20 protein-coding genes are annotated in these 24837 nt (G+C 58.4%); 9 read left to right on the top strand and 11 right to left on the bottom strand.

The window, feature by feature from the left end; translation table 11 throughout:
• Nucleotides 1-10 precede the first annotated feature (10 nt).
• Nucleotides 11-2566 (bottom strand): transglycosylase domain-containing protein, encoded by a 2556-nt coding sequence (locus BM063_RS02545; RefSeq protein ID WP_092035752.1) that lies wholly within the window; start codon nucleotides 2564-2566, stop codon nucleotides 11-13.
• Between the two features lie 172 nt (nucleotides 2567-2738).
• Between BM063_RS02545 and BM063_RS17510 the strand changes: the two genes are divergently transcribed.
• Complete coding sequence (locus BM063_RS17510) at nucleotides 2739-2903, top strand: hypothetical protein (RefSeq protein WP_177198937.1); 165 nt, start codon at nucleotides 2739-2741, stop codon at nucleotides 2901-2903.
• Nucleotides 2904-3063: 160 nt separating this feature from the next.
• On the opposite strand, the gene BM063_RS02540 is transcribed toward BM063_RS17510, so the two are convergent.
• From BM063_RS02540 to BM063_RS02525, 3 genes are all read right to left on the bottom strand, one after another.
• Complete coding sequence (locus BM063_RS02540) at nucleotides 3064-3831, bottom strand: SDR family oxidoreductase (RefSeq protein ID WP_092035751.1); 768 nt, start codon at nucleotides 3829-3831, stop codon at nucleotides 3064-3066.
• Between the two features lie 87 nt (nucleotides 3832-3918).
• Nucleotides 3919-4176: a hypothetical protein gene (locus BM063_RS02535; protein WP_092035750.1), complete on the bottom strand. Its 258-nt coding sequence runs from the start codon at nucleotides 4174-4176 to the stop codon at nucleotides 3919-3921.
• Between the two features lie 256 nt (nucleotides 4177-4432).
• Nucleotides 4433-6076, bottom strand: a complete 1644-nt coding sequence (locus BM063_RS02525) for an esterase/lipase family protein (RefSeq protein ID WP_092035748.1) — start codon at nucleotides 6074-6076, stop codon at nucleotides 4433-4435.
• Nucleotides 6077-6248: 172 nt separating this feature from the next.
• Between BM063_RS02525 and BM063_RS02520 the strand changes: the two genes are divergently transcribed.
• Nucleotides 6249-7115, top strand: a complete 867-nt coding sequence (locus tag BM063_RS02520; RefSeq protein ID WP_092035747.1) for a patatin-like phospholipase family protein — start codon at nucleotides 6249-6251, stop codon at nucleotides 7113-7115.
• Here the strand turns inward: BM063_RS02520 and BM063_RS02515 are convergent, their stop codons facing one another.
• The gene (locus tag BM063_RS02515) at nucleotides 7116-8030 is read right to left on the bottom strand and encodes an RluA family pseudouridine synthase (RefSeq protein WP_177198936.1); all 915 of its coding nucleotides are present in this window, start codon (nucleotides 8028-8030) and stop codon (nucleotides 7116-7118) included.
• A 13-nt stretch (nucleotides 8031-8043) separates the two neighbouring features.
• Nucleotides 8044-9726 (bottom strand): transglutaminase domain-containing protein, encoded by a 1683-nt coding sequence (locus BM063_RS02510; protein ID WP_245751986.1) that lies wholly within the window; start codon nucleotides 9724-9726, stop codon nucleotides 8044-8046.
• Between the two features lie 435 nt (nucleotides 9727-10161).
• Between BM063_RS02510 and BM063_RS02505 the strand changes: the two genes are divergently transcribed.
• The 3 genes from BM063_RS02505 to BM063_RS02495 all read left to right on the top strand — a co-directional run bounded on the left by BM063_RS02505 (nucleotide 10162) and on the right by BM063_RS02495 (nucleotide 13834).
• Complete coding sequence (locus tag BM063_RS02505; RefSeq protein ID WP_342713730.1) at nucleotides 10162-11523, top strand: tetratricopeptide repeat protein; 1362 nt, start codon at nucleotides 10162-10164, stop codon at nucleotides 11521-11523.
• 190 nt (nucleotides 11524-11713) lie between these two features.
• Entirely contained in the window at nucleotides 11714-12805 is a 1092-nt protein-coding gene (locus BM063_RS02500) for a YheC/YheD family endospore coat-associated protein (RefSeq protein WP_177198935.1), read from the top strand.
• A gap of 42 nt (nucleotides 12806-12847) precedes the next feature.
• A complete protein-coding gene (locus BM063_RS02495) occupies nucleotides 12848-13834 on the top strand; it encodes a HipA family kinase (RefSeq protein ID WP_143085211.1) in 987 nt (328 codons plus the stop codon).
• Here BM063_RS02495 and ligA read toward each other — a convergent pair.
• The 5 genes from ligA to BM063_RS02470 form a co-directional block, all read right to left on the bottom strand.
• Nucleotides 13788-15800 carry an NAD-dependent DNA ligase LigA gene (gene ligA, locus BM063_RS02490; protein ID WP_092035741.1) on the bottom strand — a complete coding sequence of 671 codons (2013 nt, stop codon included), beginning with the start codon at nucleotides 15798-15800 and terminating at the stop codon, nucleotides 13788-13790. The two genes, BM063_RS02495 and ligA, sit on opposite strands and share 47 nt — an antisense overlap.
• Nucleotides 15801-15961: 161 nt before the next feature.
• Nucleotides 15962-18142, bottom strand: coding sequence for a DNA helicase PcrA (gene pcrA / locus BM063_RS02485; protein ID WP_092035740.1), 2181 nt, complete (start codon nucleotides 18140-18142; stop codon nucleotides 15962-15964).
• A 75-nt stretch (nucleotides 18143-18217) separates the two neighbouring features.
• A complete protein-coding gene (pcrB, locus tag BM063_RS02480) occupies nucleotides 18218-18943 on the bottom strand; it encodes a heptaprenylglyceryl phosphate synthase (RefSeq protein WP_092035739.1) in 726 nt (241 codons plus the stop codon).
• Between the two features lie 222 nt (nucleotides 18944-19165).
• Nucleotides 19166-19474, bottom strand: coding sequence for a YerC/YecD family TrpR-related protein (locus BM063_RS02475; protein WP_092035738.1), 309 nt, complete (start codon nucleotides 19472-19474; stop codon nucleotides 19166-19168).
• 189 nt (nucleotides 19475-19663) lie between these two features.
• Nucleotides 19664-20662: a DUF3048 domain-containing protein gene (locus BM063_RS02470; RefSeq protein WP_143085210.1), complete on the bottom strand. Its 999-nt coding sequence runs from the start codon at nucleotides 20660-20662 to the stop codon at nucleotides 19664-19666.
• A gap of 587 nt (nucleotides 20663-21249) precedes the next feature.
• On the opposite strand from BM063_RS02470, the gene BM063_RS02465 reads away from it, so the two are divergent.
• The 4 genes from BM063_RS02465 (at nucleotide 21250) to BM063_RS02450 (ending at nucleotide 24823) form a co-directional block, all read left to right on the top strand.
• Nucleotides 21250-22170: a hypothetical protein gene (locus tag BM063_RS02465; RefSeq protein ID WP_092035736.1), complete on the top strand. Its 921-nt coding sequence runs from the start codon at nucleotides 21250-21252 to the stop codon at nucleotides 22168-22170.
• Nucleotides 22167-22358 carry a hypothetical protein gene (locus BM063_RS02460; protein ID WP_092035735.1) on the top strand — a complete coding sequence of 64 codons (192 nt, stop codon included), beginning with the start codon at nucleotides 22167-22169 and terminating at the stop codon, nucleotides 22356-22358. Before BM063_RS02465 ends, BM063_RS02460 begins: the two co-directional genes overlap by 4 nt.
• 697 nt (nucleotides 22359-23055) lie before the next feature.
• Nucleotides 23056-24099 carry a glycosyltransferase family 2 protein gene (locus tag BM063_RS02455; RefSeq protein WP_092035734.1) on the top strand — a complete coding sequence of 348 codons (1044 nt, stop codon included), beginning with the start codon at nucleotides 23056-23058 and terminating at the stop codon, nucleotides 24097-24099.
• Nucleotides 24059-24823: a CDP-alcohol phosphatidyltransferase family protein gene (locus BM063_RS02450; RefSeq protein ID WP_092035733.1), complete on the top strand. Its 765-nt coding sequence runs from the start codon at nucleotides 24059-24061 to the stop codon at nucleotides 24821-24823. The genes BM063_RS02455 and BM063_RS02450 overlap by 41 nt, the downstream gene beginning before the upstream one ends.
• Nucleotides 24824-24837 lie beyond the last annotated feature (14 nt).

Genomic DNA, 24837 nt, shown 5'->3' with positions numbered 1-24837 from the left:
GCCCTCATCATCACCAGAGGCGCCATCCGTTATCTTCCCCATCATCGCGTCGGTCTCCCGGCGGCGGGATCGGGCGGTCACCCTGTTGGTCGCCGCCTGGCTGGCCGTCATCGCGGCCTTGATCGCCACCGAACCATCCGCCCGGACCCCGGTCATTGCCCTGGTCGCCCTGGAGATCTCCCTGCGGATCCCCCGGCTGCTCGGGCGGTCGTTCCTCACGCGGCTTCACTTGAATCGACACGACATTGGAGGGTTTCGCCTCCTCATTGGTCTCTGTATCGATGGCGATCACGCGGTAATGATAGGTTCGGCCTCCGAAGATGCCCGACAGAGGATCACCGGGCTGCGGCACTTCGATCTGGTTGTCGGTAAACGCTCCTTCCGTCGTTTCTCCGATCGGCCGCCAGTTGGCCCCGTCTTCGGAGCGCTCCACCCGGTATTTCACCCGGTCGTCGTAATCGGTCCAACGCAGCTGGATGGCGCCGGCTTCCCTGTTGAAGCTTCCCTTCAGATCCGCCACCGGCTTCAGTTCAAAGGGCGGCTCGGGATCTTCCACTCCCGGCGGTTTTTCAAAGTTGCGGACGGGTGTGCCGGCCAGAAATTCCGACATCACCTTGCTGAAGAGGGGAGCCGCGTTCGTCCCCCCGCTCAGCTCCACCCGTTTGCCCTCTTCGGTCGAGAGATTGTAGATGGTCGCCGCCATCACGTAGTCGGGAGTGTAACCCACAAACCAGGAATCCTTGTATTCCTGGGTGGTTCCCGTCTTCCCGGCCACCGGACGTTTGTCCTGCAGCTGGGCCCTCGTCCCGGTGCCCTCCTCCACCACCTTGATCAGCATCCGCGTCATGTAGTAAGCCGTTCTGGGCTTGAACACCTGGACGGGTTGCAGAGCTTCCTGCGCCTCTTCGGTCAGCTCCACTTCCGTGCCGTTCGCTTGCTCAATTTTCCGGATCGCGTGGGCCCTCATCGCCTTTCCGTTGTTGGGAAACACGGTGTAAGCCTGGGCCATTTCCACCGTGCTTGCCCCCTCGGTCAGACCGCCCAGGGCCAGGGCGGCGTAGCCCTGATCCTCGGGATGCAGATTGAGTCCGGCCTTTTGGGCGAAGTTAAAGGCGCGGGACAAGTTCACTTTGTTATGGAGCAGCCATGCGGTGGAGGCGTTCAGCGATTGTTTCACCACATAGGAGAGCTCCACGTCCCCGTAATAACGCCGGGTGTAGTTTTGGGGCGTCCAGTCACCGATCGAGAACTTTTTGTCGGGGATCTTGGAATATTCGTTGATGTCCTCGTTCAGCTCCATCGCCGGGGCGTACACCGTCAACGGCTTGATGGACGACCCCGGTTGGTGCCCCTTCTTCTCCGCCGAACGGATCATGCTGCCGGGCTTGTAGTTGCGTCCGCCGCCGATCGCCACGATTTCCCCGGTGTCCGCCTTGAGGATGGTCGCCCCGCCGTCCAGGTTGTCGTGCCCCTGGTAGGTTTCGTCATCCGTCAAGGCTTTTTCGAGGATCTTCTGGGCCTTCGGGTTCATGGCGGTGTAGATCTTCAGGCCCCCGTCCCGCAGCTCTTCCTCCGACAGGTCGTAGTTCCGTTTGGCCTCTCCGATGACATAGGCCTTGTAGGCCTCGTACTCGTTGTTTTTCAGATGCGCCTCGAGGTATTCCTCCTTCACCCCGAGATCCATGTTTTGATATTTTTGAACTTCCTCTTTGGAGATGATGGGATCCAGGCCATCTTCATCCTTGCCCCGGGCCATGATCGCCAGAACGGTGTTCCGCCGATTCTTCGCCCCTTCCGGGTTGCGGAAGGGATTGTATCCCTCGGGCGCTTTCGGCAAACCGGCCAGGAGGGCGACTTCGTGGGGCTCCAGCGTTTCCTTGCTGATGTCCTTGTTGAAGTAAATCTTGGCCGCCAGCTTGACGCCCCGGACGTTGTTGCCGAAGTAGATGCTGTTCAGATAGGCCTCGAGGATTTGATCCTTGTTGTATCTGCGCTCCACGTTCAAAGCCGCGCCGATTTCCTTCAGCTTTCGTTTGATATTTTTGTCGTGGTCCCGGAGGATGGCATTGCGGGCCACCTGCATGGTGATGGTCCCGCCGCCCTCCGCCGCCCCCATCTTGATGATGTTCTTCACGACGGCCCGCATCAGGGCAAAGTAGTCCACCCCGTTGTGCTTGTAGAAGCGGGCGTCTTCCACCTTGACAAAGGCTTGGATGAGATCGGGGTTGTGTTTCTTCAGTTCCTCTATGGTGATGCGCTCCCGGTTGACCCCGATCCGGCCGATCAGTTTGCCTTCCTGATCATAGATGACCGAAGCGTATTCCAGGTTCTCGATTTTTTTGAGATCGACCGTTCCCGCCGTAAACACCACTGTGGAACAGCCACCGATGATCAAAAGAAGCGATGTGATGATGACAAGGAAAAACCATTTTTTTGTGAACAAGCGGCGCTTGTTTGAACGGGCGGAACGGGAACCGTACCGCTCCTTGCGCGACGGGAGAGAGCCGTGCCTTTCCCTGCGGGGAGGCAGGGAAAAAGGTTCCTCTCTCCGGCGGTAATCATCCATCTCGACAACCCCCTGCAGACGAATTCGAGCTGTTGGAAGCGGAAGCGATTTATTTCTTTCTCTATTTTTTCAACAGGCGTCGTTGTTTTTCTCCGGCCCAAGGGCGCAGAAGCGCCGGCCCTTTCCCTCCTCGCCCCCGAATGTGATATAGTTGGGGACGGGGTGATGAGCCATGAACGGCCGCGCTGCCGCCTTTGCCTGCCGGATCGCCGGCATCGCCGGTCTGTTTGCTTCCCTCCTGTTATGGAAGACGGAAGGAACGGCCGGATTGTTTCTCGGCTTGCTCGGTTCCCTCGTTTGGTTTTTACTGGGATGGCGATTCGGCAAAACGCAATGACGGACAGACGCTATTCTATTATAACGTAATTATAGTCCGAAAGGATTTCGTTTTGTCAACAAAAGGGTGATTTCTGCCGAAATATCGGCGAAAAGGGCGCCGGACGAAGAAAAACGCGCCGCAGGGCGCTCACAGCCTCCAAATCGGGGAATTTCGCGCCTTAAGGCAGCCGAAAGTTGCGGTTGTCGAAACCGCCGGTGACGGGGATGACCGCCCCGGTGATAAAATCGGCGTCAGGATCCACCAGGAAGCGGACCACCCGGGCGATGTCCCCGCCGGTTCCCGGTCTGCCGACGGGATTGCGGTCATCCCTTTTTCCGCGGGCGGCTTGGATGGGCGCCTCCTTGTAGGGATCGCGAATGTCCCCCGGACTGATCATGTTGACGGTGATCCCGTGCGGTGCCTCTTCCTCCGCCAGGGTCCGGGTGAAGGAGACCAACCCCGCCTTGGCCGCCGCATAGGCGGAGAAACCCGCCCACGGAGGAGCGTGCTCCGCTTCGGGAAAGCCGAAGGTGATGATTCGGCCGAATCCGCGTCGCCGCATCAAGGGAATCACTTCCCGCACGCAGTAAAACACCCCCGACAGGTTCCCGTCGATCATCTCCCGCCACTGCCGGTCCGTCAGTTCCGCCGCCGGAATGCGCCGGAACAAAAAGGGCCCCGCCGTGCAAACGAGCACATCCACCCGGTCCCATCGCTTCCGGATCTCCCCGGCCATCCTCCGGACATCCTCCGGACGGCCCACATCCCCCTGAAGCGCGAGGACTTCCCTTCCAAGAGCGCGGACTTCCCCGGCCAGCCGTTCCGCCGCCTCCCGGCTGCTCCGGTAATTGACGGCGATGTGAAATCCCGACTCGGCCAACACCTTCACCACCTGGGCACCCAAACCGCGGATGCCACCGGTCACCCAGGCGACAGATCCTTCCACACTTCCACCCCTCCCCGTTTTTTCCGTCTTCCATTTTATCGAATCAAATTCCCTGAAGCAGCAGAAACCCGCCCGAGGACGGGCGGGTCAACGCTTTTCCGATGGCTCCAGGATCTTTTTGGCCATATACAACAGGGTGAAAAATCCCAGAAAAATTCCCGGCAACAGGAGACCCGGGCGGATCGGTTCCCGGAAGGAGATGGCAAGGATCAGCACGGAAAGGCAGGCGAGGGAAAAAACTTGCATCCACCGTCTCCTCTTCCACCAGCTGAGCAGAGTGGAAAGCAGGGTGAGCGCGGTCATGATTTGCCACTCCAGGATGGAAAAAAAGGGCCATTCCGTCATGGGTCCTTCCTCCGCTTGCTCCATTTTCCGCTCATCCCCAGTTTGACCCATTCGGAAACGGCTGATACCCCCGGAAAGCCCCCGTGAAAAAGGATGTGGGGAAAAGGGTGTGCCGCCCGGGGCCTTTCCATCGAAGAGGCGAGGCGGCACAGCCCCTTCGGCGCCTGATGGGTTTTCACAGCTGACGCCCAATCCCTATTCCCGGTGACGGCCCGCCCCGACGCGGCTGCCTGCCCGGGCAGCTTATCCTTTTCTTTTATCGGATCCGTGTCGGGTCTTTCCCGTCCGCCACGAAGAAGGACCGGATCACCGTCCGCTCAAAGTCGGTTCCGTCCCGGGCCTTTCCTCGGATATCGATGGTGACGTTGTAAATTCCGGGACGCTGAACGGCAGGGATCGTTCCGTTGAAGGCTCCCGGGTCTTTGGCATCGGGAAGAAGGCGCGTTTCGGGTTGCTTTGCCGCCGACCTGAAGGGAGCGCCCGTCGCCCCCGGCCCGACCACCCTTGCCCGGATATCAAAGTTTTTCATATTCCAGAGATGAGGTTTTTTCAGGCGGACCCGGATGGGCACCCCGCTCTCCCCGGCCCGGGAAGCATCCATTTGCACCTCCAGCGCCCTTTCTCCGATAAAGGATACGACCAGCAGATACGCCCCGTCGTCCGGACTGGTCATGCGCACCTTCCATTCCCCCGCTTCGGGCCGGGAAATCCGGTACGCGTGGATCTTCGCGCCCTTGAAGATCTCCTTCTCCTCGGCGGCGAAATATTCGGCGCTGCGCGGGGTGTAGATGCGTCCCCCGGGCGAAACGAGCGCCGTTTTCACATCGGAGCGATGGGTCATGATTTGAAAGACCGCTTCTTCCCGCCCGCCCTCGACGGCGATGGACTGCTCCGCCCTCTGCCCGGCGGCAAGGGGTCCGCCACGCACCACCGACTCGTTTTTCCCCTTTTGGTCCTTCCTGTCCAAAATTCCCCCGGGTCCTGCCTTCTCCGCCCTCAAAGCGGTGCGGAGCGCGGGTTCGATCCGCGGAAAGGCGGTGCTCCCCATGCGGATGTTGTCATGATCGAAGTTCTCCGTAAACAGATGTTGTCCGTTGGGAAGGGGGGTGCTCCAGACGTTGACCAGACCGTCGTTTTGTCCGTAGGAGGACAAATAAGCGCCTCCCATCCACAGGGCCGAGGGAAAGGGTCCCCAGCTGGTCCCGGCGGCGGTGTAATAGGCATTTTTGCCGGCGTTTTCGTGACTGTCCGTGATGGACCGGAAATACTCCATATACCCGGTTTGCAGCACTTCCGTTCCATCATCCCGGGCCCCCAGCAGTTCCGCCAGCCATCCCGCCCACCAGCTGTAGGCGAGATCGGCCAGGGGGGAACCCCGGTGGGGCGAACCCAAGGTGATCACCCTGCCCACATGCGGCCACGCTCCGTAGTGAACGAGTGCCGTTTGACTGTCGATCCCGCCCTTGCTGTGGGAGACGATGTTGACGGGTTCTCCGAAATATTGCCGAATCTGGGCCAGGAGGTCGGCCAGGAGACGGCCGTTGTCCCACATGCTCGCCCCTTCGCCGCCCGAGTCATACAGTTCGACGAAAGCGGTCCGGTACCCGTTGCTGTAGGCCGTGGCGTACATGTCGTTGGGACCGTGGTAGGCGGTCTCCCCCCACCAGCTTTCGGCGGAGCCGCGCAAGCCCTGGACGAAGACAATCGGCGGCTTGCCGTAGTCCACATTGGGAGGCGTCTCTCCCACATACCAGGTCCCCGGAACCGCCTCCGCCCCCGCATCCCCGCCGACGCGCACCGGATGAGGAACCGTTTTCTCCTGAGCCGATGCGGGACCGACCCATGCCGACACGCACAATACGACCACCGTCAACAACGAGATGAGTTTTTTTCTTCTCATCCCCTTGCCCCCCGCTCACAAAACTTTTTCCCCACCCCTTTTTAAATGATTCCCTTTTTTGTAAATTTTCTAACTTTGTCCTCAAAAATTGAGCCTCCCCTTCTCCCTGGTATAGCAAAGGGGCGGATCGCAAAAATTAACAAAGAATTCAAGTCTTCGCGAGGGTGCACAAATGAACGACGTGGGAATCGCTTTGAGCGGCGGAGGTGTGGCGGGATGCGCACACCTGGGCATTTTGTACGGTTTGGAAAAAGAAAAGGTCCCCGTCCGGTACATCGCGGGAACCAGTGCGGGAGCCGTCGTCGCCGCCCTGTACGCCTACGGTTACCGACCGAAACACATGACCAAACTGCTCCCTTTGATCAATAAGGAATTGGTCGATTATGATTATCCTTCCTTCGTGCGCGCCTTCCTCCGGCGGGGAATGCAGGTCCAGGGCCTGGCGAAGGGGGAGAGGCTGCGGTATCTGATCGCGGAAACCACCCGAAATGCCCGAATGGCCGACCTGCCGTTTCCCGTCGCGCTCATCGCCACCGATCTGAAAACCGCCCGGCCGGTGATTTTCACTTCGCGCCCCTTCCTTCGGCCCCTTCCCGGCGCGGACGTGATCACCGACATCCCGGTGGCGGACGCCGTGGTCGCCAGTTGTGCCATTCCGGTGCTGTTCCAGCCGATTCGCCACAGGGACCGGATCCTGGTGGACGGCGGAGTCATCGACAATTGCCCGATCAGCGCCGTCAAGGCGCTGGGGGCGGAGAAAACCATCGCCGTCCGGACGAGGGAAGCCGCTCCGGTCGAAAGCTCCTTCGACTCCCTCTTGGCCATCGTCAAGCGGGTGATGAGCATTACCCTGAACAACCAGTTGAAACAACAGCTCAAAGAGGCGGACATCGTTCTTGAACCGGAGGTGGCTCCCGATACCCTGTTGGATTTCACGCAAACCATCGCCTGTGTCAAATGCGGATATCGCCACGTGCGGGAACGGATGGGGGAGATCCGGCGCGTGCTGGGACAGGCGGAGGAGAAGGTTTCCCTTTAGCTAACCCCCTCCCTTCAACCGGCGGATCAATTCCCGGATGTCGGGGGGAAGAGGAGACTCCCAGGACCGTTTTCGGCCGTCACGGGGGTGAATCAGCTGCAGAAAGGCGGAGTGGAGGGCCTGCCGGCCGATTCCCCGGGTGTCCCACCCCTCCGCATACATGGGATCCCCGATGATCGGATGCCCCCTGTGGGCCAGGTGGACCCTTATCTGGTGCGTCCGTCCCGTATCCAGAAAAAGGCGCAAAAGGGTCGCGCCGGGCAGTCTCTCCACCACGGCGAAGCGGGTGATCGCCCGGGCTCCCCCTTCCATCACGCATCGGCGGGAGGGGCGCTCCGGACAGCGGGCGATCGGAGCGTCAATGACTCCTTCCTCCTCCGGCACTTCTCCGTGAACAACGGCCAAATATCCCCGCCTGTAGCGGCGGCGGGACATCTGACCCGCCAAAAAATCGTGGGCATAGGCGTGTTTTGCGATCACCAACAGCCCCGACGTGTCCTTGTCCAAACGGGTGACGGGATGGACGGCATGGGTCTCGCCCCGCTCCGTCCAGCGGTGCACCAGCCCGTTGGCCAGGGTATATTCCCTGTAATCCTTGGTGGGGTGAACCACCAGCCCCGGCGGTTTGTCGACGACGACCAGATCGGCGTCCTCGTGGACAACGGTGAAAGAAACCGGCTGCGGGGGGATGTCGGTGCGTTCCTCGGGCAGTTTCACCCCGATAAGGTCCCCTTCTTCCACCCGGTCGGCCAACAGGACCGGACGGCCGTTCAACGTCACCCGGCCGGATTCCTTCAGTCTCCGAAAAAGGCGCCGCGAAAAACGGTATCGGTTCCGAAGCACATCCCGGACCGTCTTTCCGGATTCTTTTTCCAAAACGCGGTGGAAAAAATCGGCGGACTCGTCCCGGTTCACCGGCACCCCCCCTTCAATACATCACCCCGGTGCGGGTGTGGGTTTTCCGGAATTCGGCGGGAGAGGGATCGAAGTATTTGGGAGTGTACCTCTTCACAAACCATCCGTTCGCGTTCAGGTAGCCCGATCCCCAGGTGGGATCCATGGTCAGCCACCGGCCGTCCACCTTGACTTCCACCCAAGCGTGGCGGACACCGTCGGCAATCCCCTCGACGAAACGGGCCTCCATTCCGATCGAACGCAGCAGGGCGATGGCGAGGAAGGAGTAGTCCTGACACACTCCCTTTCTTTGTTTCAGGGTCTTCAGGGCGCTGTCGTCCAGGGCGAATTCGTCGTTCCGGTATTTTTGCACATCGTAGGTGATGTTCTTGGCGACGAAATCGTAGATCGCCTTGGCTTTGCTCCGGTCGCTCTTCTTCCCCGCGGTCAGCCGCTCGGCGAGCTCCTTGATCTCCGGCGCGTCGGACTGAATCCCCCGGGACGGCAGCAAATAGCGCATGTCCTCCTGGGCCGTGTTGATCACGGTAAATTCGGCCACGCTGTAGAAGCGGAAATAATCCCGCCGTTCATCGGTGATCTCCGGCACATTGACCGTCACTTCATACTCGCCGGGTCCGAAACGCAGCCAGAACTCCCCGTCAAAACGGTAGTTGTTGACCGGTATGAAATAGGTTGCCTCTTCCCCGTCTTTTTTCGTCTGAACGATCAGGTGAGTGGTTCGGGAGGCATCGGGCGCCTGCGGATCGATCGACCCGGCGATCCGGTACTTCATGCTGGCCTTCCCTCCGCCCGCCACGGGATGTTCCAGGTTAACCCCCCGTTCTTCGTACTGTTTGTAAAATTTGATCGGCTCCCGTCGTTCGGCGGAGGTATTGTTCACCAGAAGGGAGGCCCCTTCCTGGTAATAATTTTCTCTGTCCGGAATGGGAACCATCACTTTCAACTCGTGGGTTCCCTTTCCGTAATAGAGGGGGATTTTCACCTCAAAGCGGCCGTCCTTCAGCCGGACCACCCGCTGCCATTTCTCGGAACCCTTTTGCAACACCACCATGATATAGGGGCTTCCGTAAGAGTTGGCAATGCTCCCCTCCAAAACGACGATGCCGTCGGCACGCAGGTATCCCGTCTTCGGCCGGGTCAGTTTCAGCCCCGCCTCCAGGCCCGCGGGCGTCCAGCCGATGTCCCGCTTCAACTTGGGATTGACATTGACCACCTGGAACCGGGCAAAGTCGTGGTAATACCCCTCCGTTGCCTCACTCGGCATCCGAACGGTGACCTGATACTCCCCTTTTCCGGCGAACAGCTGGACCCTTTGCCGGAAGGATCCGTCCTTCAAGGGCGTGTAATACGAAAATTTCTTCTCTCCGGGGCTTTCATCCCCGCCCAATTTTCGGATTTCGATCCACACGTGCTTCGATTTCATCCCCGAAGTCTTCTTCACCGAACCGGCCACCATGAAGGAACTGTTCACCGCAAACTTCTCATAGCGAGGCTCCTGAAGCTCGCCCCCCACTTCTTTGGCATAGGGCTCCAATTTCAGCGGTTTCAGGCCGATTTTTTCATTCTCCTGCTCCACCAGCTGCTGCCATTTGTCCTTCGGCTGCCCGCTGAGAATCCCCAAAGCGCTGCAGGAGGAGGCAAGCACAAGCGAAGCGACCACCAGCGAAAAAACCAACAAACGAGTCCGGTATTTCACTGCTTTTCCCCCATTTTTTCTTTCTTCCATCCTTCTTTCAGGGAATCTCCCACGGTGCCCGTATCACGATGCACAAAACCGTCAGTAACATTATATCGATTATTCTCCGGTGCGAACTCCCCGTTTGAAAAAAAGAGGGACCGCCTGAAAGAAGGCGATCCCCGAAGCCGAGACCAAGATCAAAAGACTCAGTTTCCATCGCTGAGGCTATCTTTATTTTACTATGAATCGGAGCAACTTTGTTTTTAAAACTTCGACTCGATTCGACAACATACGACATATTTTTCAAGCAATATCGACCCTTCTGCCGGCCATGTTTTAAAACCTCCCGATGAAATCCCTTTCATTCGCTTGACAGTCGACCGGTTCCGGGTATGATTGTTTGTACAGCATTCCACATCCTGCGAAACCATGTCCAAAAAGGGGTGACAGCCGATCGGCCTGGGCAACAACATACGCCGCCGGCGGAAAATTCTGGGCATGACCCAAAGACAGCTGGCGGAAGGAATCATCTCCGTCCCTTATCTCAGTCTGATCGAAAACGAAAAAGCGCTGCCCGGCGAAGACATTTTAAAACTGCTTGCGCGACGGCTGAACACGGATCCGGAAACGCTGATGGGCATCCGGGACGCCAAGAAGGCGGAACAGTTTCGGGAACTGGTGGAACAGGCCCGAACCGCCTTAAATTACGAGGAACACGCCTCTTCCGAAAAGACGATCCAATCCCTTCGTGCCTTGGCGTCCACCGTCGCGGATCCCGATATGCTGGTCCAGATCGAACTGTTGGAGCTCAACCTTTTGGAACACCGAAACCGCCCCGAACAGTCCGAAAAATTGCTGGAACAATTTGAAGAGCGTTGGAAATCGGTCCTGGACCGCCCCTCCGTCAAAGTCCCCTACCTGCGCATCAAAGGAAACATCCAATATCGAAAAGGACATTTTGAAAAGGCGCTCCACCATTATCTGGCGGCCAAACGGTACCTTCCCGAAATTACCGATGATATTGAAAAGGGGTACGTTTACAGCAATCTGGGAATCACCTACGTCCTATTGGCCCACCCGTCGATGGGCATTCTGTATGCGGACAAAGCCCTGGAGATCATGAACCGCCACGACCGGTTGCTGGAAGTCTGCAATCTCCTGCACCTGAAAGGAACCTGCCTCTGTCACATCGGGGAGTACAACGAGGCGATTCTGCTGTTTGAACGGATCATTCGCATGTGCAATCAGTTTCTCCTGTGTCGGCTCTTCGCCTCCCGGGCCTACCACGGAATGGGCATCTGCCACATGAAACGCGGAAACCATCACACCGCCATCCGCCTTTTTCACCAATCGATCCGGGTGGCGGGACCGAACAAACTGCCGGAATGGGAAATCGGGGTCGTTCACCAATCCCTCGCCTATGCCCACCTGAAGGCGGGCAACCTGAAAAAGGCCAGAAGGTATATCAAATCGGCGATGCGCCGGTTGAAGGACCGGCTCAACCTGTATGCGGAATGCCTGGTGTATCTCGGCATGATCCACCACGCCGAAGGGGATCTCAAGCGCTTTGAATTTTGCTACCGCCGGGCGATCGACATTTTCCTCTCCCTCGGAATCCATGAAAAAGCGGCGCGGGCGGCCCAAACCCTCGGGGAATTCATGAGCAAAAATGACAAACCGTATCAAGCCGTCCGCTATCTGAAGATCGCGGCCAGACATTACAACAAGCTGGTCCCGACCGTCGACTTCGGCACCGAATTGCCGGTCGGCAAAGACAAGCGGCACGCTTCAAGCACGATCCAACACCTCCCGTGACAGCCCTTCCTTCATCCGGTTTATGCGATTTTTCGCCGCAAACAAAAACCGGCGCGCGCCGGTTTTTGTTTTTTCCGGAAAGGAAAGCGCCCGCCGGGTGGAAGCGGAAATTTGGGTCTCCTCCTTTCCCGCCCGCACCGCCATCTTCCGAAAACATAAGCAGATATATAGAAGGAGGGAGGTGTCTCCTTTGCCCCATGACTCGGTCGGGATTTTATTGGGAAGCCCGGTAATTCACAAAATCCTTTCCGGAAAACCGACCTATGAACGGGCGGAACTCTATTTTGAATGCGGGCATCGGATCGGTTTGACTCCGGTCTTGTTCAACCTGGAAGGTTTGGATCTGACGAAGGAGCAAGTGTCGGGATATGTTTGGAGTCCTACAAGCAAACGATACCTTCGAACAGTTCAGCCCCTCCCCCGGGTGATCCACAAGCGCATATTATCATCCTCTCCGAAACTGGCCTCCCTCTTCCGGAAACTGGGGAAAAGACTGTTTAATCCTCCCATCAACCGCAACAAATTGCGGATTCACGCGTTGCTCCGGCAAAACGCCCGTCTCAAGCCCCATCTGCCCGAAACCCGGGGCGGGAATCATTGGGATGCGGTCCCCAAAATGTTTCAGAGGCATCCCGTAATCTTCATCAAACCCGTTGTCGGATCCCTCGGGCATTCCATCCTCAAAATCGAGGCGACGGGTGATGGCCGATATCTTCTTCAATCGCATCGCGGAAAGAACCAATCCCTTTCCGAGGATCAGTTGAAACGATTCCTTTCCAAATTGTTCTCCTCCCAACGCGACTTTTTTCTCCAACAGGGCATTTCCCTGGCGAAATACCGCGGATCCCCCTTCGATCTCCGGGTATCGGTGCAGAAGGGCGCGGAAGGACGTTGGGAAATCAGCGGAGCGGTGGCCAAGGTGGCTCCGCGAAAGGGAATATTGACGAACCTGTCGCAAAACGGAAGGGCCGTCCCGGCGAAAACCGTTTTATCCCATGCGTTTCCCGGCAGAAATCCCGAGGATCTTTTGGAAAAAATTTACGATCTCTCTCTGGAGATCTGCCAAACCTTGGAGAAATCCCATCCCGGTTTCGCCGATGCCGGGCTGGATATCGGCATTGATCAAAGGGGAAAGCCCTGGTTTATCGAGGTGAACTTCCGCGATCTTCGATATTCCTTCCGCTCGGCCGGAGAACCCCAAATGTTCCAAAATACCTATTTCCACCCCATGTGCTACGCTAAATTTTTATTATCCGCCGGCCAGCAGGCCTCCGCCGATTAGAACCTTCAACCGCTGAAAATCCATCAAAAGGACGGTTTGATCATGACGATACGACCTGTGAGGCATATTCGGGGGATGCCCAGGGGAAGTTCCCGTCCGCAGCTGATCCTCTTCAGCGACGGACGCCAATATATCGTGAAATTCAAAAACAACCCCGTCCAGGGAACCCGGGCCCTTGTCAATGAATACGTCGCAAGCAGCCTGGCCCGCCTCCTCGACCTTCCCGTCCCCCCCTTCAAAATCGTTCACATAGACAAACACTTCTTCAAAAAGAACCCCGTTTTGCTCCGCCATCGCTTCCGGCCCGGCCACCAGTTTGCCAGTGAATACATCCCCGACTGTCTCAAAAAAATCGACAAGGAATCCCTGCCCAAAATAAACATCGTCAATCGCAGACATCTCGCCGGCATCATCGTGTTCGATCAATGGGTCAACAACATCGACCGCCGGAGAAGCAACATCCTCCTGCGGCCGGTCTCCGGGGACCGCGGCTTTTGGCTGTATATGATCGACCAGGGGCACTGTTTTTCCCATTTTGACTACTTGACCCACAGGCGGGATTGCCGTTGGACTCCGGCGGGGCTTCGAATCCTGCCGCAAAAACTGAGGTTCAACGCCTTTTATCGTTGGTGCAGGAGGCAAAGCCGCGAGGAAGATTTGATCCACTACCTGGATAAAATCCGGCGGCTGTCGGAGGATAAAATCCGCGAGGTAATCGCATCCATTCCGAAGGATTGGAATGTATCGCGGATGGAAAGGGAAGCCCTGTACAATTATCTGATCAGGGCGAAAAAAATGCTTCCGGACTTGATCAAACCCCACCTCCGCAAGGCCGAGGAACAACCCGGTCCCGAAAAAAGGGCGCACCCCTTCCTTTCGGAAAAAGTGCGCCTTATGAAAGCCAACAGGCGGAAAAAAGCCCGCCGACGGGCTCCCCGCATGTCACGGGAGGTCCCGAAACGGCGGATGCCCTTTCTGCGCCCTACCCCTTCTGTCCCAACATCTCCAGGAAGGTTTGCTCGTCGATGATCCGAACGCCCAGGTCCCGGGCTTTTTTCAGCTTGGATCCCGCCTTTTCCCCGGCGATGAGCAGGTCGGTGTTCTTGCTTACGCTGCCGGTCACCTTTCCGCCGAGGGCTTCGATCCGCTCCGACGCTTCCTTCCGGCTGAAATGCTGCAGGGTCCCCGTGAGGACGACGGTTTTGCCGGCGAAGGGGCTTTCCGCCGCCTCAGCCTGCCGCGGTCCCTTGTAGGAGAAGTTGACGCCGGCGGCGCGCAGCCGTTCCACCACTTCGCGGACCTCGGGCTTGGCAAAGTAGGTGACGATACTGTCCGCCATCTTGGGGCCGATCTCGTTGATCGACTCCAGCTCCTCCCGATCCGCCTCCATGATCCGGTCCAGGTGGCCGAAGTGGCGGGCGAGGATCAGCGCTCCCTTCGAACCGACAAAGCGGATGCCGAGGCCGAACAGGAGCCGTTCCACCGAATTCTGCTTGCTCCGCTCGATGGAGGCGAGGAGGTTTTCGACCGACTTTTCCCCCATCCGCTCCAGGGGAAGCAGGTCCTCCTTCTTCAGGTAATACAGGTCGGCCACGCTCCGGACCAGACCGGCCCGAAACAGCTGCGTGACCACCTTTTCCCCGAGGCCCTCGATATTCATCGCGCCCCGGGAGACGAAATGGATGATGCCCTCCCGGGTTTGCGCCGGACACTGGGGATTGATGCACCTGAGCGCCACTTCCCCGTCCAGGCGGACCAGCCGGCTGCCGCATTCCGGACAGTGCTCGGGCATCCGGTAGGGGCGTTCCTCCCCCGTTCGCCGTTCCGGCAGCACCCCGACGATTTCGGGGATAATGTCCCCCGCTTTCCTCACGATGACGTGGTCGCCGATCAGAATGCCCTTTTCCCGGATGATATCCTCGTTGTGGAGGGAGGCCCTTTTCACCGTCGTTCCCGCCAGGGTGACCGGATCCAAAACGGCGGTGGGGGTGACCGCGCCGGTGCGTCCCACGTTGATCTCGATGTCCCGCAGGATGGTCACCGCTTCTTCGGCGGGAAACTTGTAGGCGATGGCCCAACGGGGGCTTTTGGCCGTCGTCCCCAGGATTTCCCGCAGGGCAAGATCATCCACTTTGATGACCACCCCGTCGATCTCATAGTCCAAATCCGCCCGGCGCCGCCGCCATTCTTCGACATAGGCCATCACGTCCTCGATCCGCTCCGCCGGCCGCCACTCGGGGTTCACCTTGAAACCGAGTTCCGAAAGGAACCGGAGGGATTCCGCGTGCGTCCGGGGCGCCTCCTCCCCCTCGATCCGGCCGATCCCGTACAGAAAGATGTCCAGCGCCCGCTCGGCGGCGATCCGCGGATCCAGCTGGCGAAGGGAACCCGCCGCGGCATTGCGCGGGTTGGCAAAGAGGGGTTCCCCCCGCTTTTCTTTTTGCGCGTTGATCCGCTGAAATTCCCCCTTGGGCAAAAAGGCCTCCCCCCGCACCTCCAGTGTGACCGGCCGCCTGAGCCGCAGGGGCAGGGAACGGATCGTTTTCAGATTTTGCGTGATATCTTCCCCGGTCTGTCCGTCCCCGCGGGTGGCCCCCTGGACAAACACGCCGTTTTCATACCGGAGGGAGACAGCCAGGCCGTCGATCTTCAGCTCACACACGTAACGGACCCGATCCACGCCGGCCGTCCGCCGGATTCGCCGGTCAAATTCCTTCAAATCCTCTTCGCTGAAGGCGTTGCCGAGGCTGAGCATGGGAACGGAATGCTCCACCTTTTCAAAGAAGGGAAGGGGTTCCCCTCCCACCCTTTGCGTGGGGGAGTCCGGGGTGATCAGGTCGGGAAAGGCCTCCTCCAGCGCGATCAATTCCCGCATCAGGCGGTCGTACTCCGCATCGGTGATCACCGGGTCATCGAGGACGTAGTAACGGTAATTGTGCTCCTCGATTTCCCGGCGAAGCTCTTCGATCCGCTTTTCGGCTTCTTGCCGGTCCAACGCCATCGGCCTCCTCTGCTTGACAGATGCGAACACCGGGGATCTCGCAACGGGAGAAGGTTTTCGGCCCGGTTCCGCTTGGTTTCGAGCCGCCCGGCGAAAAATCCCCCTATATCCGGCTACAGGTTTGTCAACCGCCACTTTCCCTTCGGCGGAAAAGGTCACGCCCGGCTGATCGGCGCGAAGCGGGCGAGCAGCCGCTTGATGCCCACGGGGCTGGGAAAGGCCACATCCAGTTCGGCCTCTTCCCCTTCCCCCTCCACCTTGACGACGGTGCCCGTTCCCCATTTGGCGTGGCGCACCTTGTCCCCGACTCGCCAAGCGTCGGCCGAAGCGCCGACCGGCCGGACCGGCTCCCGCCTCCGGGCCGGGGATTGGAAAACCGGGGTCCGGGACTGGACGCGTTCCACCAGATGCCCCGGGATCTCGTCCAGGAAGCGGGAGGGCGAATGGCTCACCGTGTGTCCGAAGAGGGACCGGATCCGGGCCCGGGTGAGATACAGTTCCCTCTTCGCCCGGGTGATCCCCACATAAGCCAGCCGCCGCTCCTCCTCCAGGGCATCGTCATCTTCCAGGGAACGGAGGTGGGGAAACAGCCCCTCTTCCATGCCGACGAGAAAGACGCAGGGAAATTCCAGTCCCTTGGCGCTGTGGAGGGTCATCAGCACCACCGCGTCCCCCTCCGCCTCCTCGTCCAGGGTGTCGATGTCGGACAGGAGAGCCAGATCGGTCAGAAAATCCACCAGGGATTTCTCTTCGCTCCGCTGTTCAAACTCCTGGACCACCGACAGAAATTCGCCGATGTTCTCCAGGCGCCCCTCCGCCTCCAGCGTTCCTTCCCGTTCCAGGGATTCCCGGTAACCAGTCTTCTCCAACACTTCTTCGGTCAATTCCCGGGCGGACAGATATTCCGCCATCCCGTGCAGGTCGCGGATCAGGGCGGCAAAGGACTGCAGGGGCCGCAGGAAACGGGGAGCCAGCCCGATTTGCTCCGCCTCCAACAGGGCGCGGTAGAGGGAAATCCCCCTTTCTTCCGCATAGCGGACGATCTTTTCCATCGTCCCCTCCCCGATCCCGCGGCGCGGCACGTTGATCACCCGCCTCAGGCTGAGGTCGTCGTCGGGGTTGACCACCAGCCGGAGATACGCGAGGAGATCCTTGATTTCCTTTCGCTCGTAAAACTTGATGCCGCCGACGACCCGGTACGGGATGTTGGACTTGAGCAGCACCTCCTCCAGCACCCGGGATTGGGCGTTGGTCCGGTAGAGAACGGCGTAGTCGCCGTAGTTCCTGCCTTCCCGCTTGCCCCGGAGAACGGTTTCCGCCACGAAAAACGCTTCCTCGTGCTCGTTTTCCGCTTCGAACAGGCGGATCGGCTGGCCGGTGCCGTTTTCCGTCCACAAATGTTTCGGCTTCCGCCGGGTGTTGTGGGAGATCACGCCGTTGGCCGCGTCCAGGATCGTCTGCGTGGAGCGGTAGTTCTGTTCCAGGCGTATCACTTCGGCTTCGGGATAATCCCGCTCGAAATCCAGGATATTGGTGATGTCCGCCCCCCGGAAGGCGTAAATCGACTGGTCCGAATCCCCCACCACGCAAATGTTCCGGTGATGGGAAGCCAGCAGGTTGGTGAGCACGTACTGGGCGTGGTTGGTGTCCTGATATTCATCCACGTGGATATACTGGAATTTCCTCCGGTAATAATCGAGGGCGTCGGGTACCTGGCGGAACAGCCGGACCGTCTTCATCAGGAGGTCGTCAAAATCCATCGACTGATTGGCCCGCAGCTTGTTCTGGTAGGCTTCGTAGATCCGCGCGGCGATCTCTTCCCGGAAGCTCTCCGCCTGTTCCCGCATCTCCCGGGGCGAAAGGAGCCGGTTTTTGGCCTGGCTGATCCAGTAAAGATAACTGCGCGGATCGTGCTGCTTCGCATCCAGGTCCTGTTCTTTGAGAATCTGTTTGACGACGCTCACCTGGTCGGGCACATCCAGAATGGTGAAATTGCGGGAATAGCCGATCCGCTCCCCGTCCCGCCTCAGGATGCGCACGCACATGGCGTGGAAGGTGGAGATCCAGATCTCCTCCGCCTCCGGCCCCACGAGGGCGGTGATCCGCTCCTTCATCTCCCGGGCCGCTTTGTTGGTGAAGGTGATCGCCAGGATGTTCCAGGGGTGGACCCCCTTCTCCGAAAGCAGATAAGCGACCCGGTGGGTCAGCACCCGCGTCTTTCCGCTTCCCGCGCCGGCCACGATCAGCACCGGCCCTTCCGTGGTCTCCACCGCTTTTCTCTGGGCCGGATTCAGTCCGGCCAGCAATTCCCGTCCCGTATCCGTGGGTCGGCTCATATTCGCACTCCTTTTTCCTCGCGGTTCAAATAAGGTAGATCAAAAGACATCCCCCGGCCCAATCGCGGAGGGCCGTCATCGCAGAGCGTCAGGCCCCGCCTCCCGGGGGGTCTCCCTCACGTGGCGAACGGTTTGCACCGCGGCATCCACATTGTAATAGATCAGGTTGCCCACGACCACCGTATCCGCCAGGCGGGCGGCTTCCCGGGCCTGCTCCGGGGTGCTGATCCCCCCGCCGTAAAAAAGCCGGCTCCGGACGATCCCCGCCCGGGCCGCCCGAATCAACCGGGGGTCGCCGTAACGCCCGCTGTATTCCACATAGACGACCGGCATCCGAAAGAGGTGTTCCGCCAGGCGGGCATAGGCGGTCACCTCCTCCTCGGACAGGGAAGACCGGGCTTTGGTCAGGCGGGCCACCCTGGAATCCGGATTCAGGACCACATACCCTTCCGGCACGACCCGCTCCCAGGGGATATAGCGGCCGTACAACCGGATCGCTTCGTGGTGGGCGCCGATCAGCCAACGGGGATCTTCGGCGTTGAGGACGACGGGGATCAAAAAGCCGTCAAATTCGGGAATCACCGCCGACTTCGTCGATACTTCCTGATAACAGGGCACATCATAGCGGCGAACCCGCTTGAGCAATTCCCAGGTGTTTTCAAAGGTGATCCCGTCGGTTCCGCCGATGATCACCGCATCCGTCCCCGAACGGCAAATCCGGTCCAGGGCCCCGTCGGAAATGGCCCGGTTCGGATCCAGTTTAAACACGTGCCGCCACGAAGCCACCCGTTCCGACAACATTTCGGGCTCCCCCCTGTTCGTCGCACGCTCTAACTCATTATAACGCAAATGCGGCATGCCTCGCCCTGTCCGCCCGCCGGACGGAAGAAGCCGCTTGAGGCGCCCCCTGCGCACAAAAAAAGCGGAGTCGCCCCCGCCTGCATGGTTAGACCGATCGCCCGCCGCCCTTCCCCGTCCTTCGGCATCATCCGCTCGGCCTCCCGTCGATCCAGCCCGATCCCCTCACTCGCTTTCCGACGCTTCCTTCTCAAGCCGGTCGAGGACCAGTTCATAGCCGTTCATTCCGTAATGGAGACATCGTTTCACCCGGGAAATGGTTGCCGTGCTGGCACCCGTTTCAATCTCGATCTGATTGTAGGTGTAGCCTTCCCTGAGCATGCGGGCCACCTCCAATCGCTGGGCGAAAGCCTTGATCTCCCCGACGGTGCACAGGTCGTCAAAAAACTGATAGCACTCGTCGATGGTCTTCAGGCTCAGGATCGCCCGAAACAGTTGGTGCAGCTCCCTTTTGTTGATTTTATCCAACGGCATCCATCCTCTCTCCTTCCCGACGGGAGGCTCGTTTGCCCGATAAAAACGATTCGACCCGATCCGTCGAAATTCCTCCCCGCAGAAAGGGAACGGCCGTCTCCCCGCGAGTTCCCGGGCGGAAACTTCCGCCTCGCCGGATTGGCGCGACTTCCCCCGGGAAACCGCCGCCTTTCGGTGCCGAAGCCGCGATCAGCGGTACGCGACCTTCCCGTCTTCCGGCAGAACATTGATCCAGGTCTTTCCGGGCAGGAGGGGAAGCATTTCCCCGTTCCGGACGGGGACGATCACCCCGCCTCTGCTCTCCCACTGGATCGGTATCGCTTTTCCCCGCTGAAACAAAACCCCCGAACCGGGCCCCTTCAGGTCCACTTCCCGGCGTCCCGCCGCATCCTTCACCCGGTGTTTGGCCTTGATCACAAGCACATTGTCCATCGTCAAAGGCTCGCCCGTCTCGCGGTCCACCTGCTTTTCCCCCTGGGTGTAGCGGACGTATTCCCCGGATTCTTCGTCATAACGGTAGCCTGCCTTGTAGAGCCGGTGATAAACCAGGTCGATCTCAGCGGCCGGCTCGCCCTCCGACGTCGCTCCCTCCTCGTCGAACCGATAAACCCGCTTCGTCTCCCGGTCCCCGTACCCTTTGATCCGCGCGGCTTCCTGCAGCCGGCCAAGATCCGTGTAAAGGTTGTGGGGCGCGCGCCGGTCCGATTCCCTGCGGAAATACCGGGCATCCTGGTGGATCCCGTCCAGGCTGGGCCATCCGCTGGTGCGGACCTCCTCAAGGGCCTCCGTCGAGCCGCCCGCATGAACCGCCACCGCGTTCAACCCCCGGCCCAACTCCAAATAATAGGGGCGCAAACTGCGAACCGGCCCCACTTTTCCCTCGGTCCGGCTGTGATAAAAGGCGGCAAAGCGGGTAATCTCCCCCTCCGCCAGGATCTCCACCACCAGATCCGCCCGGTTCAATCCGGATTGGGGCCTCGCCTTTTGGTGATTGTTCACCATCACCATCAGCGTGGGGTGAGCGGGCCCCTCCGAAGGCAGTCCGGTGAGCGGATCCGGCGGAGGCGGCTGCTCCGCTTCCCCGGGCTCCCCCGTCGCTTCCCTCTCGGTTTTGGACGGCATCCACCCACATCCCACCGGCAGCAACAACAGCGTCACAGCGAGCAGCAGCGCACTCCATCCGCGCAAAGCGATCACGCTCCTCACGAAATCCGAAGTTATTCACCCATTATTTCCCAAAACCCGTTTCGCCTCACCCGACACGCCTGTAAGAAACTTTATTTTCCTTAAATGATAATAAATTACATACCAGACGAAAAAGCGCCCGACCCGGGGCGTCCATCCCCGGGATCTCCGCCGACAAAAAAGATCCTACCACCTTCTTCTCCTTTCTTCTGCTCCATCCCTTTTTTGGCAAAGGGCGGCCCGGGGGCATGGGATGCCCCCCAATGTCATAGGCATAGGAAAAGGGAGCGAAGGGAGGATTTCGAGCCCCATATTTTCGGAAAGCCGTCCGGCCCATCGACACCCGCGCTAATTCAAGAATCCCTCCGAACCTCATAAAACATTAGGTTTTTTCGGAACAAGACGCAATCACGCGGGACACAGCCACAGCCCAATGAATGCCTCATTATTTTTCCTTATAAATGCAGCATGACGTTTCGCGGAAAATGGCAGCATAGTTTAAACTTTTATTATATAATATAAAATAGGAAGGAATTGAGAAATTGACAATCGAATAAATTTGTACTACAACTGGCTTCGGAGGAGATTTCATGCCGTCGTGGGACGAATACATCATCGGCAACCTGGACGAATTTTCCTGGATGAAATATGTCATTCTCGGGTTCGCCTTGGTGCTCTTCTTCGCAGCAATCGCGATTTGTTACCGAATTTTCACAGGCAAATGGATCCCCTACGGGTTTCAAACCCCCGAAAAAAAGGGTATGGACAAAACGACGGGATCCGATGTGGAAATCAGCGGCCTGCCGGACGAGATGGAGTCCGCCGCCGAGGTGGCCCCCGGACTGTATCCGCTCAAGGACTACATGGACGAAAAGGATCGCAAGATCGACATGTTGAAAAGGATATTGCATCATATTGAACAGGACATGAAAAGGGAGGCCGATCGGAACAACAATTTCATCGCCGTGCTGGAAATCCTGGCGGACGGGGTATCAACCGCGCTGATCCGTTCGTACAATAAATCGGGAGATGCTTTCGAGATTGACTACCCCTACGTGATCGACAGCATCCAGTCGGCCATGGCCAATGAGAAAGCCGTTCATCCGGGCGTCGCCGTTTTCATCGTCGATCCGGAGGACCGCGGACGACTCCGGCCCTATCAAGTGATCGGCTTCGGCTCCAGCTTCCGCAATTACCGCCCCTCCCTGACCATCAAATCACCGGAAGGATGGGTCTGGCTGAACGAGTCCACCAAGTATTGGGACAAACTCCTGGACTGCGAAATCCCCTTTGCCGAGCTCCCACCCCAAACCCGATCGATGATCGCCAGTCCGATCTTTGCCAACGAAGAGAAACTGGGCATCCTGACCGTGAACGCCGATGTGCCCGATGCTTTCGAGCACCCCCTGTATCCCCGCTATGTAGCGGCCTTCGCAAAGGTGCTGACTTCCCTGCTGTACATCGATCGGAAATTCTCGCAAGGATCCTTTGAGGAGGGTAAACCGGGATGAGAAAAAAGCCGACCTTCCATCAACGGGTCAAGGCATTGCACGACCAGTACCGGGCCGGCGAGATCAGCAGAGAAGAGTATATGGAGCTGGTGAAAGCCGGCCGGTTTGACCAGGTGATTCAATCGATCGACAAAAAGTTTGAGCGATATCGGCGAATGCTGGACAGCCAAGCGGACAACAAGGCTTGACGCAAAGCCGATTTGCCTTCGGGCCATCCATCCCATCCACGGGAAAACGGCGAATCCCTCCCCTTTTTCTCTTTTAAATTATCCGCAAAAAACCGGGACGGACTGTCCCGGTTTTTTTTTTGGAGAGCCGACTTCCCGCTCCGGCTTACCGGGGGAAGCATCCCCAACCCCGGCAACCGATTCCCCGGGGAAGAAGCGAAATCCGCCCTCCCCCTTCCTGAGCGACGAACAGCCTTAACCACCTGCGAAACCCACAAAAGGTGGTTCCAGGTGGTGCCGATCGGCCGATCGGCAGAAACCGTTTCGGAACATTCGTTTTCATCCCGGGCCCAATGCCGAGCATTGTCTCCATTTGTTTCATTGTTCATGGTAATTTTTATCAAAAATGGGGTCTCCGAATCCCCTCCCGGCCCGGGATCAAGTGTTTCATCATCGTTACAGGTTTGTAAAACAGAATCATTTTCGCCTGTTCCGCAATCTCTCCCAACCCCTGTCACATCAAGCGATCGGGAAAAATTGAGGAATGGGGAGGTTGTAATTTAACTAATAATTAGTAATATATTAAATTTTATCAATTGTATATTGGCGCCAAGTCCTCACAGGCGGAAAAAGAATTGTCGTAACAACGGGTACGTGTTATCATAGGTACGACCGAGGGATTAACTGCCGCAAGTGCAGAAGAGAGAAGTGATCCGCCATCGAGGAGAAACCGATTTTTTCGTTTCTGCTGGTTGTCCGAAACGAGGAAAAATATTTGGAAAACCTGCTGGAAGCGATTTTAAACCAGGACTTTCCCCAGGACAAGTACGAAATCATCGTGGTGGACGGGGAATCCGTGGACCGCAGTCCGGAAATCATCGAGTCATTCCGGAAACGTCACCGGGACCGGATCCGCGTGTACAACAATCCGAAGAAAACGCTGGCGACGGGATGGAACCTGGGCATCCAGCATGCCAACGGGGAATACGTGATACGCGTCGACGGGCACAGTCAAATTCCCCGGGATTTTCTGTCCAGCACCTACCGGGTTGTGCAGCGGGTGCCCTCCGCCGCCTGCGTGGGCGGGATTGTGGAAACCGTTGGAAAGGGCTTTTGGGGAGAGGTCAACGCGTACGTCTACTCCCATCCCTTCGGGGTCGGCAATTCCAAATTCCGCACGACCAAATCGGATTGGGAAGGATATGTGGACACCGTACCCTATGCGGCATACAAGCGGGAGATATTCGACAAGGTCGGTTACTTCGACGAGACCCTGAAGCGGAATGAAGATCTGGAAATGCATGCCCGGATCCGGAACCAGGGAGGCACCTTCTTCCTGTCCACTTCCATCCGTTCCACCTATTTTGTGCGCAACACCCTGTCCGCCTTCATCAAGAAGTCCTTCAGCGACGGCAAATGGACCATGGTGGCCAGCAAACGGGGGATCGGCGTGCTGAGGTGGCGCCATCTCATCCCCTTTTTGACCGTGCTGGTGGGACTGGTTCTGGGCATCGGGGCCTTTTTCAGCCCTTTGGCCGGATACACCCTGCTCAGCCTGATCGGCGCCTATTTTGCGCTGCTGATTTATTCTTCCTGGGGGATCGTCAAAAAAAAGGGATGGAAATACTTCTTCCCCTGCATGTTGAGTTTTTTCCTGCTCCATTTCAGCCGGGGTCTCGGTTCCGTCGCGAGTTTATTTAGCAAACACTACTGGAGGAATCATGAAAGAGCTCCGCAAGAACTTGCCGACGCTTCCCGTTGATTCGGCCAAGATCCTCGAATACCGAGTCCAGTGTCAGAAACCGCGGCGGAAGGAAGACCTCTGGTCCTGGTATGTGCTCAGGAGGATCTCCATCTACATCACCTTGCTGCTTCGACGTACTCCGATCACCCCCAACGCGGTAACCTGGCTCAGCCTTTTCTTTTTCATCCTTTCGGGCTGGCTCATGCTGTGGACAAAGCCCTGGGCGATGCTGACGGCGGTCCTCGCCTACAACCTCGGCTATCTGTGCGACTGCATCGACGGCGAACTGGCCCGTCTCAGAGGGAAAACCGGCAGGCTGGGGGTCTTCCTCGACACGCTGATCCGTTACACGAGCATCCCCATTCTGGCAGCCTTCGCCCTTTCGGCTCACGCCTTGGCCGCGGAAACATCCCTTGACCTGTGGTCCGCCTCGGGGGTTTACCTTGCGACCCTGGCTGCCACGATGGGCTTGGCCATTCCCTTCGCCTACCATTACACCCATATGCAGACGGAGGAAAGCGATCCGGTCAGCGACATGCGGACCACATCCTTTTTTTGGGAATGTGTCGCCTTTGTCACCGGGCTGCCCGGATTTTTCGCCATGCTTCCCCTGTTTCTCTGGCTGGAATCCCTGTCGGGCCTGCCTTTGATCGCCTGGTTCATCGCCTCTTTCCTCATCCTGTGGGGGGGAAAGACAGCGTTCCGGTTATATCACGTGCTGAAGGCACTGAATTCGAATTGAGGATGCAAGGAGTG

The sequence above is a fragment of the Planifilum fulgidum genome (assembly GCF_900113175.1).
GTDB lineage: Bacteria > Bacillota > Bacilli > Thermoactinomycetales > DSM-44946 > Planifilum > Planifilum fulgidum.
The sequence above is the reverse complement of the archived record's forward strand: the minus strand, read 5'-3'. Positions and strand labels throughout refer to the sequence as shown.